The sequence below is a fragment of the Ensifer sp. GW101-20A05 genome, assembly GCF_059424735.1.
The window spans coordinates 109182-123625 of sequence record NZ_JBWKZT010000008.1 but is presented as its reverse complement, the minus strand read 5'-3'; the positions used below and the strand labels follow the sequence as shown (position 1 = coordinate 123625).

Sequence of the window (14444 nt, the reverse complement as noted above, 5' to 3'; positions counted from 1 at the left end):
CGAAACATAAATGGCCAAAGCATATTGGGAGGAACAAACATGCTTGGAAGACTGATCCTTGGCGCAACGACCGCCGTTGCACTGATGGCGAGCGTCGCGATGCCCGCCTTCGCCGATCCAGTAACGATCCGCGTCGTCTCGAAGGACCTCACGACGAGCAATCCTGACGACGTCAAGCTCATGAAGGCCTATGAGGAGGCGCTGAAGGCCAAGGGCACCGACATCCACATTCAGGTCATCGACCTGCCGTCCTCGGGTTACGCCGACAAGCTCAGCGCCATGCTTCTGTCAGGCGATATCCCGGATCTCATCTATTTCCAGGGCGGCGACGCCAAGATGGCCGAACAGGGCGTGCTCGAAGACTGGAACAACTGGCTGCCGAAGACGACCTATCTCAAGGACGCGCTTTTTCCGCACAATGTCGAGCGGCTGAAGAACTACCCCTATCTGCTCTATGTCTATCCGCCGCGCATGCCGCAGCCGGTCATTCGCACGGATTGGCTCGAGAAGTCGGGCGTCGCGGCGCCGAAGACGACAGACGATTACGTCACCCTCTTCAAGGCGATCAAGGACGGCGATCTCGACGGCAACGGCAAGGCCGACAGCTACGGCGTCACCACTGCCGACAACACCCAGGAGCTCGATGCGATCTTCAATCAGGCCTTCGGCGTCACCGGCACTTGGCTGAAGAACGATGCCGGCGAATGGATCCATGCCCGCGTCTCGGGAGCGGAAAAGGCGAAGATCGCCTTCTATGCTTCGCTTCGCGAACAGGGCCTCTATGACCCGGAGTTCATCACCACCAAGTGGGACGTGAAGGAAGACAAGTTCTATTCCGGCCGCGCCGGCGTGATCTTCGGCTCTTCCGCAGAGGTGATCGACATCTATGGCGGCAAGATGCGCCAAGCCCATCCTGACGTCACGTTGAGCCTGCTGTCGCCGCCGAAGGGGCCGGCCGGCCAGGGCCTGATGGCACTCGACGTTTCGAAGGAGTCCCGCGGTCTCGCCATTGCGACGACCTCTGAACACAAGGAAGAGGTCGTCAAGCTGCTCGATTTCATCGCCAGCCCCGAGGGCCAGGCAATCGAACGCCTCGGCTTCGAAGGCGAACAGTACATCAAGGACGGCGAGACCATCAAGCCGACGGACAAGCTGGCCACCTGGTATGCCCGCTTCCTCGTCTCCGCCAACTGGCAGCCGCCGGTGCAATGGCTGAGCGAGGCCGCGCAGCAATCGCTGAAGACGATTTCAGCCGACTTCAAGCCGGACAATGCCTTCGTCTGGCCTGCCGAATACGCCACCGACATCGATGCGACCGAAAACGTCTACCGGGCCTGGGTGTACAAGTTCGTCTCCGGTGAAGCCAAGATGGACCAATGGGACCAGTTCGTTTCCGAATGGAACGCTGCCGGCGGCGAGAAAATGACCGAATATGCAAGGACGGTTCTCAATGACAAATGATGCTGCAGGGCTCTCCCTCAAGGGAAGGGTCCGGGCGCTTCTCTTTGGCGTCGCTTACGGCGACGCCATCGGGGCGCCGGTCGAAAAACTCTCCGCCGCAGAAATTCGCGAGCGCTATGGCCGGGTGACGTCGCTCGATACCGAGTGGCACCGGATGAAGCAGAGCGAAGCGGCCCGCAACGGCCGTGTCCGCGGTGGCGGCATCGTCACCGACGACACGCTGATGACGCTCTGCGTCATGTCGATCTACGACGACGTCAAGCGTCACCTTGATGCCTGGGACATGGCTTCCGGCATGGTGCGTGAGATCGCCTGGACGCCGCGCTGGGTGCCGGAATTGCAGCGCGAGACGATGCTGATCGAGCGACTGTTCTATCCGGAAAAGTGGATCTTCCAGCGTCATCAGCTTTCCGGCTGCGACCCGCGACAGGGTGGCGTCGGCAACATGGTGAATTGCGGCGCGGCCATGTACATCGCGCCGATCGGCGTGGCGAACGCCTGCGATCCGAAGGCAGCCTATGACGAGGCGATCGCCTTTGCCTCCGGCCACCAGCAGAGCTTCGGTCTCGAGGCCGCCGGCGTGCTCGCGGCTGCAGTTGCTGCCGCGTTCGTGCCGGGAACCACGCTCGACACCGTCATCGAAGAAACGCTTGCCGTTGCCAAGGACGGTACGCGTGATGCGATCGCCGACATTGTGGGCGCTGCGCGCTCACTGAGGGGCGCGGACCATCAGACGGTCGTCGCCGAGTTCCATCGGATCATCGCCCGCTATTCGCCGATGGGCGACAATGTGCAACATACGCCGCAGAAGGCAGGCATTGCCACGGACGCCTACCAGCCGTCGCGCCTCCACGCGATCGAGGAATTGCCGCTGGCCCTCGGCTTTGCCGTCGTCAATGACGGGGATTTCTACAAGACGATCGTCGACGGCATCAATTCCGGCCGCGACACGGATTCGATCGGCGTTATGGCTGGCGGGATCCTCGGCGCCATGCATGGCGAAACGATCATAGACCGGGCGATGGCCTCCCAGCTCGACCGCGTCAACAAGCTCGACCTCTTCGGCTCCGCCGATGCCTTCACCGAAACGGTGACTGCCATCCAGGCGGCAGACCGCAAACGCGAAACAGCGCGGGCGCAGGCACGCGCGGGCCTCGTTGCCGTCCCCGAACTCACCCAGGTTTCCAGTCTCTAGTCTTTGAAAGTATCCGATGCTCAGCACCACAGAAATCTTCGAGCGGATCTATTCCGGTTTCATCGGCAAGGCGATCGGCGTGCGCCTCGGCGCGCCTGTCGAGCCGACCATCTGGAGCTATGAACGCATCCGGGACACCTATGGCGAGGTGACGGAATATCTGCGCGATTTCAAGAATTTCGCGGCGGATGACGACACCAACGGTCCGGTCTATTTCATCCGGGCGCTGCGCGACTACGGCCTCGGCGCGACCGCGGAAGAGGTCGGCAAGACCTGGCTGAACTATGCGGCCGAGGAACACGGCATGTATTGGTGGGGCGGCTTCGGCAATTCGACCGAGCATACCGCCTACCAGAACCTTCGGGCCGGCATCCCGGCGCCGCAGTCCGGCTCGATCGCCCAGAACGGCACCACGGTTGCCGAGCAGATCGGCGGCCAGATCTTCATCGATAGCTGGGGATGGGTGCACCCGGCCGATCCCAAGACGGCGGCCAAGGCCTCGGCGCGCGCGGCAAGTGTCGCCCATGACGGCGAGGGATTGAATGGCGCGCGTTTCTGCGCCGCGGCGATCGCTCAGGCATTCGTTGCAAAAAGCATCGAGGAAGTCATCGAGACGGGCCTCGCGACGATCCCAGCCGATTCCATCTACGCCAAAGTTTCTCGCGCGGTGCTTCGTTTCCACGACAGCAATCGGAACGACTGGCGCGCCTGCCGCGACATGCTGACTGCAGAATGGGGCTATGACCGCTATCCCGGCGTCTGCCACATCATTCCGAATGCCGGCGTGCTTGTCATGAGCCTGATTTATGGCCAGGGCGACCTGCCGCGCACGGTCGAGATCGCGACCATGGCCGGCTGGGATACGGACTGCAATGCCGGCAATGCCGGTGCGATCGTCGGCACCCTGCAGCAGGTGCAGCCGAGCTGGGACAAATACCGCAAGCCGATCAACGATTTCGTCGTCGCCTCGGGCGTTACCGGCACGATCAACGTCGTCGACATTCCCTCTTTTGCCCGCGAGCTGACCGTGCTGGCGCTCCGCCTGCAGGAGCGAGAAGCTCCGGCGCTCTGGGTCGAGGATTTCGAGCGTCGCGGCGTGCGCTTCGATTTCGACGCTCCAGGCGCCACCCACGGCTTTCGCACCGAGCCGTTCAACCAGATTGCCGTCAAGGCATCGGCGGAGCGCCATACGGAGAATGCCAAGGGGTCGTTGGAGATCCTGCTCGACCGGCTGGAACGCGGGCAGGGTGGGCGGATCTTCTGGAAGCCCTTCTATCGCCGCTCCGACTTCGACGACGAGCGCTACCGCCCGATGTTCACGCCCCTTGCCGATGACGGCCAGACGGTGAAGTTCAAGCTCTGGCTCGACCCGTGGAATGGCGACGGCAACCTGCGCGTAGCGCCTTACGTCCGTCGCGCCATGAGCGGCACCATTCAGGAAACAGGCGCCTGGCACGTGCCATCGGCGAGCGGCTGGCAGGACTATGCGTTCACCATCCCCGATGGCAATGGCGAGGCGGTCGACGAGATCGGTATCCTGGTCGAATATTTCGGCCGCCTGAAGTTCCTCGGCCGGCTGTTCCTTGCCGACTTCTCCGTATCGGGCAAGGGACGTGCCGTCATCGACCCGGCAAGGGAAGCGCATGAATGGGGCGGCATCACTCGCTTTACCTGGAACCGCGGCCATTGGAGCCTGCAGCAGGGCCGCATCCACGCGCATACGGCGACCGATGCGGACGCCTGGACCGGCAATGCCTACCTGCGGGACGTCAGTGTCATAGCGGAGCTTCAGCCGCTCTCCGGTGCCTCGCATCTGGTGGTGGCACGCGCTCAAGGAACAAGCCGCTTCTATGCCGCCGGTTTTGAGAATGACGAGGCCGTGATCCTTCTGGAAAATCACGGCACCACGATCCTCGCCCGCAGCCCGTTCCGTATCGAATACGGCCGAAGCTACGCAGTCGATCTCACGGTCGAAGGTGGCAAGCTGACGCTTTCCGTCGATGGCGAGCGAGTGCTCCAAGCGGACGATGCGACGCTCCGCTACGGCATGGCGGGTCTACGCATGACCTCGGCCGGACGGATGTCGATCGGCCGGCTCGAGGTCGCAGAGCGCTAGTCGCGCGACGAGGAAAGGAAGGGAGGAAACATGTCCGAGATAGAGCTCAGAAGTGTCGGCAAGAGCTATGGCAGTGTCGCCGTGCTCAACGACATCTCGCTGGAGATGGGCGATGGCGAATTCGTCGTGCTCGTCGGTCCTTCGGGCTGCGGCAAGTCCACGCTGTTGCGCATGATCGCCGGGCTGGAAGATATTTCAGCCGGCGAAATCACCATAGGAGGCAAGATCGTCAACGACATGCCGGCGAAGGAGCGTGACATCGCCATGGTCTTCCAGTCCTACGCGCTCTATCCGCACATGAAGGTCGCGGAAAACATGAGCTTCGCGCTGAAACTCGCCGGCGCGCCGAAGGCGGAGATCCACAAGCGCGTGATCGAGGCCGCCGAGATCCTCGGCTTGGAAAAGTTGCTCGACCGCTTGCCGCGGGAACTCTCCGGCGGCCAGCGCCAGCGTGTTGCCATGGGCCGCGCCATCGTGCGCGACCCGCGCGCCTTCCTCTTCGACGAACCGTTGTCGAACCTCGACGCCAAGCTGCGCGTGAAGATGCGCGGCGAGATCAAGAAGCTGCACCAGCGGCTGCGCCGGACGATGGTCTACGTCACCCACGACCAGACCGAGGCCATGACCATGGCCGACAAGATCGTGGTGATGAACGGCGGAAAGATCGAGCAGGCGGGCGCGCCGCTCGAACTCTACAACGATCCCGCCAATCTCTTCGTTGCCGGCTTCATCGGTTCGCCGGAGATCAACCTCATCGAGGCGATCGCTGACGGCGAAACGGCATTGACCCGCGGCGGGGTCTCCTTGCCGCTTGGAAGACAGGTGCAGCCGGGTACGCGCGTTGTCTGCGGCATCCGCCCGCAACATATCACGCTTGGAGCAACGGGCGTGCCGGGCCGCATCAGCCTGGTCGAACCGACCGGCGAAGATCAGGAAATCGTCGTCGATATGGGCGGCGAGGATATTTCCGTCGTTGTCCACGGCGGCAAGCTGCTTTCGGCCGGCCAGGATGTGACGCTCACGATCGACGTCGACAAGGTTCTGCTCTTCGACAAGGAAACCGGGGAGCGTATTCGATGAGCGGGTTTGCCAAGCGACAGTTCGATCCCGCCGCCACGGGGCCGCTTGTCGGCACAAGGGTTCTGGATCTCTCACGCCTCGTCGCCGGCAACATGCTGTCGCTGCAGCTTGCCGATGCCGGTGCAGACGTCATCAAGATCGAGTCGCCGGCCGGCGATCCGCTGCGGGACTGGAAGGACGACGGCCACTCGCTCTACTGGAAGACCTATAGCCGCAACAAGCGCTCCGTCGTGCTCAACCTTCGGCAGGAGGCGGCCATGGCGGCGCTCTGGGCGCTGATCGAAACGGCGGACGTCTTCATCGAGAATTTTCGGCCGGGGACGCTGGAGCGCATGGGCCTTTCGCCGGAAGCGCTGCATGCCCGCAACCCCAACCTGATCATCGTGCGGATCTCTGGTTTCGGACAGACCGGCCCCTATGCGCAGTTCCCGGGCTTCGGCACGATCGTCGAAGGCATGAGCGGATTTGCCTACCGAACCGGCTTTCCCGACCGCGAACCGGTGCTGCCGCCGCTGGCGCTCGCCGACATGATCGCCGGTGTCTACGGAAGTTCGGCCACCGTGACGGCGCTGCTCGCGCGTGATCGCGGCTACGCAAAGGGGCAGGTGATCGACCTGTCGCTGCTGGAACCGATGTTCTCGGTGCTCGGACCGGAAGCCGCGATCTACCAGACGACCGGCAAGATCAAGGAGCGCGTGGGCAGCGCCTCCAACACAGCCGCGCCGCGCAACGTCTACCGGTGCCGCGACGGCAAATACGTGGCGCTGTCCGGTTCCACACCCCAGGTCGCAAGGCGGATATTCGAGATCATCGGCCGTGCCGACATGAACGAAGATCCGCGCTTTGCAACCAATTCGGAGCGCGTCAAGAACCGGGACCTCGTCGACGAAGCTGTTGGCGGCTGGTTCGCCCGGCACGACCACGACGAAGCGCTGAAGATCATGCGCGACGCCGGCGCGACGGTTGGGCCGATCTACAACATCGCAGATGCCGTTTCCGACCGGCATTTTACCGAGCGCGAGATCATCGTCGACGTGGAGGACGCGGAGTTCGGCAGCCTGCCGATGCACAACATCGTGCCACGGCTTTCGGAGACGCCGGGTGTCTGGCGGAGACCGGCGCCAACGCTTGGGGAACATACGGCTGAGGTCCTCACCGAAGCCGGGTTGGATGCCAGCGCAATCGACCTCATTCTGAAGGGAGAGGCAGCATGAGACTGCGGTCTCTTCTCTACGTGCCTGCCTCGTCCGAACGTTTCATCGCCAAGGCGCATGAACGTGGCGCTGATGCGATCGTCCTCGATCTCGAGGATTCCGTCGCCGACGGCGATAAGCAGGCGGCACGCGCTGGACTTGCGCAGTCGGTCCCCATGGCCGGGCGAAGCGGCGCCAAGGTCTTCGTGCGGATCAATGCCGAACCGGAGCTGCAGAAGGCGGATGCCGAGGCCGCTTGCCGCGCAGGCGCCTTCGGCCTTTTCATCGCCAAGACGCATTCGCCACAGCAGGTGTGCGATCTTGCCAAACACCTGGAAACGACCGAACGCGAACTCGGGCGCGAACCGCTCGTCTTCGTGGCGCTGTTGGAAGATGCCGGCGCGGTGGTGGACGCAAGACCAATTGCCGCCTGTCAGCGCGTGTTGGGCCTTGTGGCCGGTGGAGAGGATATAGCCACGAGCATGGGGGCCGAACCGCTCCCCGAGGTGTTGCGTCTGCCGAAGTTGCTCGTGCATCTCGCAGCCAAGGCGGAGGGCAAGCTGTCGCTCGGCACTCTGACGACCGTTGCGGACTATCAGCAGCGCGATGCCCTTGAAGCCGCCGCCCGCGAAGCAAGCCGCCATGGCTTTGATGGCGCAACCTGCATTCATCCCTCTGCTGTGCCGATCATGAATGCGGCATTTTCACCCAGCGAAGAAAAGGTTGCCTGGGCGCGCGCCGTGCTCGACGCCGCGGCGAGTGCGGCGGCCGAGGGCAGGGGCGCCTTCCTGGTCGGCGAGAGGATGGTGGATGCACCGATCATCGAGCGTGCCCGCCGCATTCTGCAGAAGATCGATTAGACAAAGCCCGCGAAGACCCCCGCCTTCTTGCAAGGAGCCGCCGGTCTGGGTGTCACGCTACGCGGGACGTGGCGAAACACCCTACAGCGCCGCGCGTCTTATCAGACGCGCAAAGTTCGCTGTAGCACTTTGAATCGCTGCATGTTTTTGTCCTTTAACCGGCTACGATCAAAGGAAACATGCAGTGGACGCCGTAACCTGAAATCACATGGCGTCCTTGCCCTTCATGGCATTCTCCATGTGGGTCTTGCATTTTGCCGTATCTTTCGCCGCCATTGCTTCCTTGGCCATGGCCAGTTCCTTCGTTGCCATGTCCTTCTTGGTGGCGTCGGTGATGGAGCCCACGTCCGTTTCCAGCTTTGTCATGCCCGCCTCATCGCACGTCATATCGGCCTGGGCCATGGCGGCGCCGGTGAAAGAAGTGGCCATGACGGCTGCAATTAGAAGTTTGTTGAACATCGCATCTGCCTCCTGTTTTGGGTGGTATTTCGCGCCCCAAACCAGCGGGCGGAAACTACGTTCCCTTGAAGGCGACAATTGCCGTCCGCGCGTTGGCTTTCAGCGGCTCGCGCGGAACCAAAGCGGCCTCCCAACGTTATGCGCTCGCAAGGGGAGGTGCAGGATGAAACACGCGGATATCCGAACAGTCGACAACCCCCAGCCCAGGCATATCTGGGATGTCGCCGATTATTGCCGGCGCACTGGCATTCACAAGACCGAAGAGCAGCGCCTGATCAAGGTGCTTGGCAGATACGCGACGAGTCATGAGCTTCAGATGAACATCGTGCGCGTTCAGACGCGCATACGCTGATTGCTCGATACAGGCTTTTCACGGAGTACCTCGCGCGGCTGCACGCTCTCATTCGCGACGTCGTTTCAGGCCTTCGCAGCGTTGAGGTGGCTCAGTCTACAAACTCAACGATGACGCCAGGTTTGACCATCCCCGCCAATTCTTCCGCATCCCAGTTCGTCAAGCGAACGCATCCGTGCGATCCGGACTTGTCGATCATCGATGGTTCCGGCGTGCCATGAATTCCGTAGGTTGGCTTTGACAGGTCGATCCAGACGCTGCCGACAGGGCCGTTCGGACCGCCGGGCAGGGTCAGTTTCTTCCGGTTGTCGCCCTGCTGGAAATTGATCTTCGGATTATAAACATAGGGAGGCGTGCGAGCGACCCCCTTGACCTTATGCGTGCCGGAAGGCGACGGGGCCTCGCGGCTGCCGATCGTGGCTGGGTAGGCGGCGATTAGCGTCCCGTCGCCTGCGAAGGCCATGACTTGGCCGGAGCGTCGGTGCACTTCGATGCGTTTGACTGTCCCCTGCCTTGGGGCTCCAGGGACCATCACGGACACGCTATTGCCGACCGAAAACATCGAGGCCGCATTGAGCGCCTTGAGGAGATCGATGTCCATGTGAAAGCGCTCGGCCAGCTTCTCGGCGACGCTTGTATATCCGAGCTGATCCATTTTCGCCTGTTCGGAGTAGTCTTTGGGTATGGTGGCGACGAGCCCTTTGGTGTCTTCTTCGGAGATGACATAGGGCTGTACCGCCGGCGTCCGGTCCGAAAGTCGTTCAATGAAATCCGGGTCCAATTTGCCGTCTGCGGGCAGACCTTGCATGGTCTCGAAGGCGGCAATCGCCTTGCGGACGTTCTCGCCGTCGTAGCCGTCTATTACGCCAGGCGACGCACCCGCGCGATCCAGAAGAACTTGAAGCCGAACGATGGTGGGGTCGGGTTCGTCAGTTGCTCCAGTCATCGGCTCCAACGAAGTGGGCGCGATCGAAGCGTTGTTGATCGCATCTGGCTGAAGCGGCTGGGCCAGAGCCATAGCGGCGGGGAACAGCATCAACAGTGCTGTCGACAGGGTCATGTTTTTCATGACCATTCAATCAACTGGGCGCCGGATTTGTTCCCGCCCATCGAGATACCGCAGCCGGCCGGGATCATAGCTCGGAAAGCCGACACGCCGTTGATCGCGGCAACAGCCACTTTCCACACCGTCCCGATGGCCGGCGCGGAAGCGCTCTGCCCTCAAAAGGGATCGACCTTGCAGGTCTCGCGGATCTATCTATCGGGCGGAGCTAGTTGAGCACACGCATCGGCGCGCCGCGTCGGGGAAAGGACGTCGCCTCCGAACGCGATCGCTCCAGCAACATGGCGTTTTCAAACAGGGTACCCTCGTCGCAGATGCCGCCGCGAAGCTGATCTGTCAGATACCGAACCAGGCGCCCTGCACGCAGACTGTTCGCAGGGATGTTCTGCCACAGGCAGACCCGGTCGAATGTGCGCTGGAGCATTTCAAGCTCAGTTGCATTCCATTGGCCATTGAGATCATTGACTGCCCACTGCATTGAAACCTCCCTGGCGGCCGCGGTTCCCGGCGCATCTTCCAGTTCACGCTTTCACTTTCACGCGGGGGTATCGCTGATATTGGCATCGCCCCGCGGACCTTCTTGAGGGAGACAGGCTTCATTCGCTCGGACTCCCTTGCAGTCATTCCCGGTCGTCGGCTCCGGGGCGACGACCGGCCGGTCAATCTATACCTCTTCATGGAATTACGCCAGTGACGATGGGTTGCCGTGAGTTCGGCAGCCGCAGCACATGTTTTGTGGCTATCGTATAACTCTAAAAAAGGGGGCGGTTGACAAGGTCCGGTTCCGCGCGTCGTTCGATGCGGCGGGCGCTCAGTCGCGGCGCAGGTGCTTCACTAGGTCTGCACGGTTGATCGAACAACATAGGAACGGATACGCATCACCGAGCAAGATCAACCAAAAGTCCCGGCGATCAGCCGGCACCAGTGTTCTCCGGCAATACCGTTGAAGAAGCCTTGTCCGTCCCGGCAGGCCTGGACGATTGCCGGGTCACGGGAGTGGAGTACTGTTGAGTAAACATGGACGAAGGCAATCCGACGCCCGAGCATGGCTTCCATAAGTACCGGCTGTGTCCGTCCCCTTAGGCCCGGAAGTCCGCGCTTGGCGGCATGATCGACAAGACAGTCGATGACCGGGCCGGCCTGGCCCGGCAGCGCCAAAACCTGCAGTACCCGCCCGATCGCGCCCGCCTTGGCGTAATAGGCGAAAGCGCCAACGAGCGTGCCGGTGCGCGCCGCGACCAGAGCGTAGACGAGATCTCCCTGTTCGGGCTTTTGCTCCGCATCGCCGAGAATGTAGTCGAGCTGCCCTTCGGCCCATTCGGGGCGCAGCGGAAACTGCGCGATGAAACGATCGACCACGGCGGCAAAGCCGTTGCGATCGGTTTCCTGTGTCGTGAAACCGGCCTGGCCGATGCCGGCGGCAGACACGGCGGACCAACGTTGTTCGCCCGGCGCCATCCGCTTGCGGTAGGCGCTGTCAATGGCCCGCGCGAAAGGTGCGGCGAGTCGCGCCGGCTTGATGCGGTTGGACGCAACACTCAGGCTGAAGGAAGTGGGTTGGATGACGCGCACCCAGTCGAGACTGTATTGCGGCAGGACGACGCCCCGAAGCCGTGTCCACATCTGCACCGAGACGTCGCTTGCGGTTTCGCTGAAGGAAAGATCCTGTGGTCCGGCCAGAAAGGCCTTGAGGATGCGCGCTCCGGCCAGGGGGTCGCTCTCGCGATCCTCGACCATCAGCGAGCCGCAGATGGCCGCACGCAGCCGGCGGCCATTCAGCACCATGGGCAGGACGTTGACGCCGACAAATCCGGAAATGACGCCCTTGTCGTTCACGTGCACGAGGGGGCGTATCTGCGGATCGCAGCCGGGCGCATCGAGGTAAAGCTGCTGCATGTAATCGGCAAGTGCCGGCGGCGGTGTGCGCTGGTCATTGCGGAACACCCGCTGGAACATGCCTGCGATCGCTGGGATGTCCGTGCGTTCAAGCGAACGGATTTCGCTCATTTTGACCCGTTTCCGACCACAAAAAGATAATCATACCAAGTCGACTTTCTATCGGTCCCGCCACATCGAGTTATGAATCTAGTACTGTAAGTCGGGCCAAATACTCGAGTTGTGCGAAACGAGACCTAACTCCCTGGAAGAGGCGAATAAAGGCTCTTCATCACCCCATAAGCTACGCAGTTTGGTGCAATGCTCCCAGGATGGCAACATCATGTCACCTCCCACTTTGGAGCCACGCCTGCGGCCGCTGAGGGTATGACGCGATAGTTGCATTAACATAATCTCACACTGAAGCTTGTGCCAAGTAGAATTAGACCTAAACGAGCCCAACGGAATGGCATTGAACGGACTTGCAACGCCGCAGAACTGACAAGGCGCGAAGCGCATCGGAGCAGAATTAGTCAAATGGAAAAGACCCCGGGGATCGGGAAAAAGAGGGCCGCGCCCGGCTATCCTTTTGGCCGGGGCGGCCATATCGCCTCCACCTCGAACTACCAGGTTTGGCGACCGTACCAGTCATCAACTTCGCGACGAACCCGGTCTCGTTCGATCCCGTAAAGTTCCTGAATTCGGCCTTCCAGTTGTTCGCGGTTACCGGCGATCTGATCCAGATCGTCGTCGGTGAGCTTGCCCCACTGCTCCTTGATTTTGCCTTTGACCTGCTTCCAATTTCCTTCGATACGGTTCCAGTCCATTCTAGGATCCTCCTTAATTTAGAGACGCCACCCCAACTCGCGGATGCCGATTTGGTTCTCGCCAGGCCGTTCGCCTGTCCGAAGTTCAGGAAAATTGGGAAAGCATATTGGTTCGAGCTGCCGTGCAGCGGAACATTTTGGGAGGTCGGGCGTACTAGTTGGGTCAGGTAGCACGAATCCGCAAATGAATGCCTGGTCGGAAGCGAGCAGAACCGATGCCGTCACGCCTATTCGATGAGGACGCAGTCGCCGACGATGTCCTTCGGGCGCGTTTCGCTGCGATCGTGGAATCGTCTTTCGATGCCATCGTCAGTAAGGATCTGGATGGCACTGTCCGTACTTGGAACGGAGCCGCGGAGCGGCTCTTCGGCTACATGGCAGACGAAATGATGGGGCAGTCCATCCTCACCATTATCCCGCCGCATCTTCACGAAGAAGAGATGAGACTGCTCGACCGCCTGAGGCGAGGGGAGCAGATCGAGCCGTTCGAGACGGTACGCCAACGCAAGGCTGGAAGCTACGTTACCGTTTCGCTGACGGTCTCGCCTATTCGAAACGGCGTGGGCAAGATCGTGGGTGCGTCGGTGGTTGCCCGCGACATAACGTCGACCAAAGAAAAGGAACGGCGCATTCGCCTTCTTCTGCGTGAGGTCAACCACCGGGTTCGGAACCAGTACGCAATCATCCTTGCAATGATCAGGCAGAGCCGCAGCGAGGCATCCAATGCCGCCACTTTCCAAAAACGTCTCGAAGAGCGCATCTGGGCATTGGCGGCCTCTCACGATTTGATTGCGTCGGCCGACTGGAAGGGGGCCGATCTCGGTGATCTCGTCGAGACACAGATGGCGCCCTTCTATGCGGGTGACACCTATGAGATTGCAGGGCCGTCCCTTGCGTTGGTACCAGTCGCGATCGAGAATCTCGGCATGGCGATCCACGAGCTGGCGCTGAATTCGCTGCGCAACGGTGTTCTGAAAAATCGAACCGGCGCGATCTCCGTGCAATGGGCGCTTGCCCAACGGGGGCCGATCCGAGGCTTCTCAATCACATGGGAAGAGCGTGCCGAACCGGGAAGCAAAGGTCCGAGTTTTCCGCACTCCGGGTTCGGAGCAGTCGTGCTGAGGCGCAGCGTGGCGCAAGCGCTGAGCGCGACGGTGGACGTCATCTGCGGTGACGGGGTGCTCCGGTGGCGGTTGGCGGGACAGGCGGACCGTTTCCTGGAGCCATACCAGACCGCCTCGGAGCCGCGCGCGACTGATGGGTTATAGCGGCTCTGCGGCTCGCGCAGTCACCTTGCCAGGTGCTGGCGAGGTTCATTCATGTATTTGTCGAGATCACTGCGCGCTGGCCCGACACGACCGAAAATCTCGCGCGCGACCAAGGGCGTCAAACCGTATTTGGCAATGAATTCCGCGAGGTCGTAGTGCCCGTAATAGACGGCTTCCAACGGATTGATGATCTTCGCGCGCCCTCGTTTTGCAGGTGCAGACGGTATGCTCCCATCGGAAGCGGGCTGGTGCTGTGCCATCTCAGATCTCCTGATGCCCTATGACGTCGGTGTTCGCTTCGCAGCGCCGACCTGTGGGACACCCAAAGTGCTCCAAACGGCTTTTTGTTCCCTGTAGAAACCTTCGAGCGCTACGGAAGAAATGGTTCGCCGCTGTCGCATCGTCAGGGTGGGCAGGGGCGGTCGGTCGATTTGGTCAGTCGATCTTTCCCATCAGCGCCGTGCCGAGACTGCCCATCGCGAACGAAGCGCCGAAGGCGAAGATTTGCATGAGTAGGGCGACGGGTTCGATTGAGCCATTGTGTCCAAGCGCCTGGGGGTTCTGGGCAACGATCACCAGAGCGGTCATTGTTCCCAACAGGAAGCCGGACGACAGGTGCCAAAAGAGAAAACGCAACAAGCTAGGCATTTTCCACCTCCGTGGATGAAAGGCGAGTGCCTTTGGCAACAGGGGCT

Annotated in this window: 15 protein-coding genes; 8 read left to right on the top strand and 7 right to left on the bottom strand. The window is 61.4% G+C overall.

Going from position 1 to position 14444, the window contains the following annotated elements; genetic code table 11:
* The first annotated feature begins 39 nt into the window (after positions 1-39).
* From AC070A_RS20495 to AC070A_RS20470, 6 genes are read left to right on the top strand one after another with little or no spacing between them, the layout of a single operon-like run.
* Positions 40-1461 carry an extracellular solute-binding protein gene (locus tag AC070A_RS20495; protein WP_492384240.1) on the top strand — a complete coding sequence of 474 codons (1422 nt, stop codon included), beginning with the start codon at positions 40-42 and terminating at the stop codon, positions 1459-1461.
* On the top strand, positions 1451-2656 hold the full coding sequence (locus AC070A_RS20490; protein WP_492384239.1) for an ADP-ribosylglycohydrolase family protein: 1206 nt from the start codon (positions 1451-1453) through the stop codon (positions 2654-2656). The genes AC070A_RS20495 and AC070A_RS20490 overlap by 11 nt, the downstream gene beginning before the upstream one ends.
* Before the next feature lie 16 nt (positions 2657-2672).
* Positions 2673-4772, top strand: a complete 2100-nt coding sequence (locus AC070A_RS20485) for an ADP-ribosylglycohydrolase family protein (protein WP_492384238.1) — start codon at positions 2673-2675, stop codon at positions 4770-4772.
* Between the two features lie 30 nt (positions 4773-4802).
* Positions 4803-5852: an ABC transporter ATP-binding protein gene (locus tag AC070A_RS20480; RefSeq protein ID WP_057249289.1), complete on the top strand. Its 1050-nt coding sequence runs from the start codon at positions 4803-4805 to the stop codon at positions 5850-5852.
* Positions 5849-7066, top strand: coding sequence for a CaiB/BaiF CoA transferase family protein (locus AC070A_RS20475; RefSeq protein ID WP_492384237.1), 1218 nt, complete (start codon positions 5849-5851; stop codon positions 7064-7066). The genes AC070A_RS20480 and AC070A_RS20475 overlap by 4 nt, the downstream gene beginning before the upstream one ends.
* Positions 7063-7905: an HpcH/HpaI aldolase/citrate lyase family protein gene (locus AC070A_RS20470; protein ID WP_112995172.1), complete on the top strand. Its 843-nt coding sequence runs from the start codon at positions 7063-7065 to the stop codon at positions 7903-7905. The genes AC070A_RS20475 and AC070A_RS20470 overlap by 4 nt, the downstream gene beginning before the upstream one ends.
* 204 nt (positions 7906-8109) lie before the next feature.
* Here AC070A_RS20470 and AC070A_RS20465 read toward each other — a convergent pair whose 3' ends face one another.
* Positions 8110-8364 (bottom strand): hypothetical protein, encoded by a 255-nt coding sequence (locus AC070A_RS20465; protein ID WP_057249286.1) that lies wholly within the window; start codon positions 8362-8364, stop codon positions 8110-8112.
* 163 nt (positions 8365-8527) lie between these two features.
* On the opposite strand from AC070A_RS20465, the gene AC070A_RS20460 reads away from it, so the two are divergent.
* Entirely contained in the window at positions 8528-8716 is a 189-nt protein-coding gene (locus AC070A_RS20460; protein WP_492384236.1) for a hypothetical protein, read from the top strand.
* 91 nt (positions 8717-8807) lie between these two features.
* Here AC070A_RS20460 and AC070A_RS20455 read toward each other — a convergent pair whose 3' ends face one another.
* From AC070A_RS20455 to AC070A_RS20440, 4 genes are all read right to left on the bottom strand, one after another.
* Entirely contained in the window at positions 8808-9791 is a 984-nt protein-coding gene (locus AC070A_RS20455; protein ID WP_492384235.1) for a L,D-transpeptidase family protein, read from the bottom strand.
* 196 nt (positions 9792-9987) lie between these two features.
* Positions 9988-10257, bottom strand: a complete 270-nt coding sequence (locus AC070A_RS20450) for a hypothetical protein (RefSeq protein ID WP_057249283.1) — start codon at positions 10255-10257, stop codon at positions 9988-9990.
* A 413-nt stretch (positions 10258-10670) separates the two neighbouring features.
* The gene (locus tag AC070A_RS20445; RefSeq protein WP_492384234.1) at positions 10671-11786 is read right to left on the bottom strand and encodes a hypothetical protein; all 1116 of its coding nucleotides are present in this window, start codon (positions 11784-11786) and stop codon (positions 10671-10673) included.
* A 491-nt stretch (positions 11787-12277) separates the two neighbouring features.
* Complete coding sequence (locus AC070A_RS20440; RefSeq protein ID WP_057252190.1) at positions 12278-12481, bottom strand: CsbD family protein; 204 nt, start codon at positions 12479-12481, stop codon at positions 12278-12280.
* Positions 12482-12669: 188 nt separating this feature from the next.
* Between AC070A_RS20440 and AC070A_RS20435 the strand changes: the two genes are divergently transcribed.
* Complete coding sequence (locus AC070A_RS20435) at positions 12670-13749, top strand: PAS domain S-box protein (protein WP_082615938.1); 1080 nt, start codon at positions 12670-12672, stop codon at positions 13747-13749.
* Positions 13750-13769: 20 nt separating this feature from the next.
* Here the strand turns inward: AC070A_RS20435 and AC070A_RS20430 are convergent, their stop codons facing one another.
* Entirely contained in the window at positions 13770-14009 is a 240-nt protein-coding gene (locus tag AC070A_RS20430; RefSeq protein WP_112997390.1) for a hypothetical protein, read from the bottom strand.
* Between the two features lie 175 nt (positions 14010-14184).
* Positions 14185-14397, bottom strand: a complete 213-nt coding sequence (locus AC070A_RS20425) for a hypothetical protein (RefSeq protein ID WP_057252187.1) — start codon at positions 14395-14397, stop codon at positions 14185-14187.
* Between the last annotated feature and the right edge of the window lie 47 nt (positions 14398-14444).

Coding starts and splice junctions, on each gene's coding strand:
- AC070A_RS20470 (WP_112995172.1), top strand. CDS start 7,063: ATGAGACTGCGGTCTCTTCTCTACGTGCCTGCCTCGTCCGAACGTTTC.
- AC070A_RS20460 (WP_492384236.1), top strand. CDS start 8,528: ATGAAACACGCGGATATCCGAACAGTCGACAACCCCCAGCCCAGGCAT.
- AC070A_RS20490 (WP_492384239.1), top strand. CDS start 1,451: ATGACAAATGATGCTGCAGGGCTCTCCCTCAAGGGAAGGGTCCGGGCG.
- AC070A_RS20480 (WP_057249289.1), top strand. CDS start 4,803: ATGTCCGAGATAGAGCTCAGAAGTGTCGGCAAGAGCTATGGCAGTGTC.
- AC070A_RS20445 (WP_492384234.1), bottom strand. CDS start 11,786: ATGAGCGAAATCCGTTCGCTTGAACGCACGGACATCCCAGCGATCGCA.
- AC070A_RS20425 (WP_057252187.1), bottom strand. CDS start 14,397: ATGCCTAGCTTGTTGCGTTTTCTCTTTTGGCACCTGTCGTCCGGCTTC.
- AC070A_RS20485 (WP_492384238.1), top strand. CDS start 2,673: ATGCTCAGCACCACAGAAATCTTCGAGCGGATCTATTCCGGTTTCATC.
- AC070A_RS20495 (WP_492384240.1), top strand. CDS start 40: ATGCTTGGAAGACTGATCCTTGGCGCAACGACCGCCGTTGCACTGATG.
- AC070A_RS20455 (WP_492384235.1), bottom strand. CDS start 9,791: ATGGTCATGAAAAACATGACCCTGTCGACAGCACTGTTGATGCTGTTC.
- AC070A_RS20450 (WP_057249283.1), bottom strand. CDS start 10,257: ATGCAGTGGGCAGTCAATGATCTCAATGGCCAATGGAATGCAACTGAG.
- AC070A_RS20435 (WP_082615938.1), top strand. CDS start 12,670: ATGCCTGGTCGGAAGCGAGCAGAACCGATGCCGTCACGCCTATTCGAT.
- AC070A_RS20465 (WP_057249286.1), bottom strand. CDS start 8,364: ATGTTCAACAAACTTCTAATTGCAGCCGTCATGGCCACTTCTTTCACC.
- AC070A_RS20430 (WP_112997390.1), bottom strand. CDS start 14,009: ATGGCACAGCACCAGCCCGCTTCCGATGGGAGCATACCGTCTGCACCT.
- AC070A_RS20440 (WP_057252190.1), bottom strand. CDS start 12,481: ATGGACTGGAACCGTATCGAAGGAAATTGGAAGCAGGTCAAAGGCAAA.
- AC070A_RS20475 (WP_492384237.1), top strand. CDS start 5,849: ATGAGCGGGTTTGCCAAGCGACAGTTCGATCCCGCCGCCACGGGGCCG.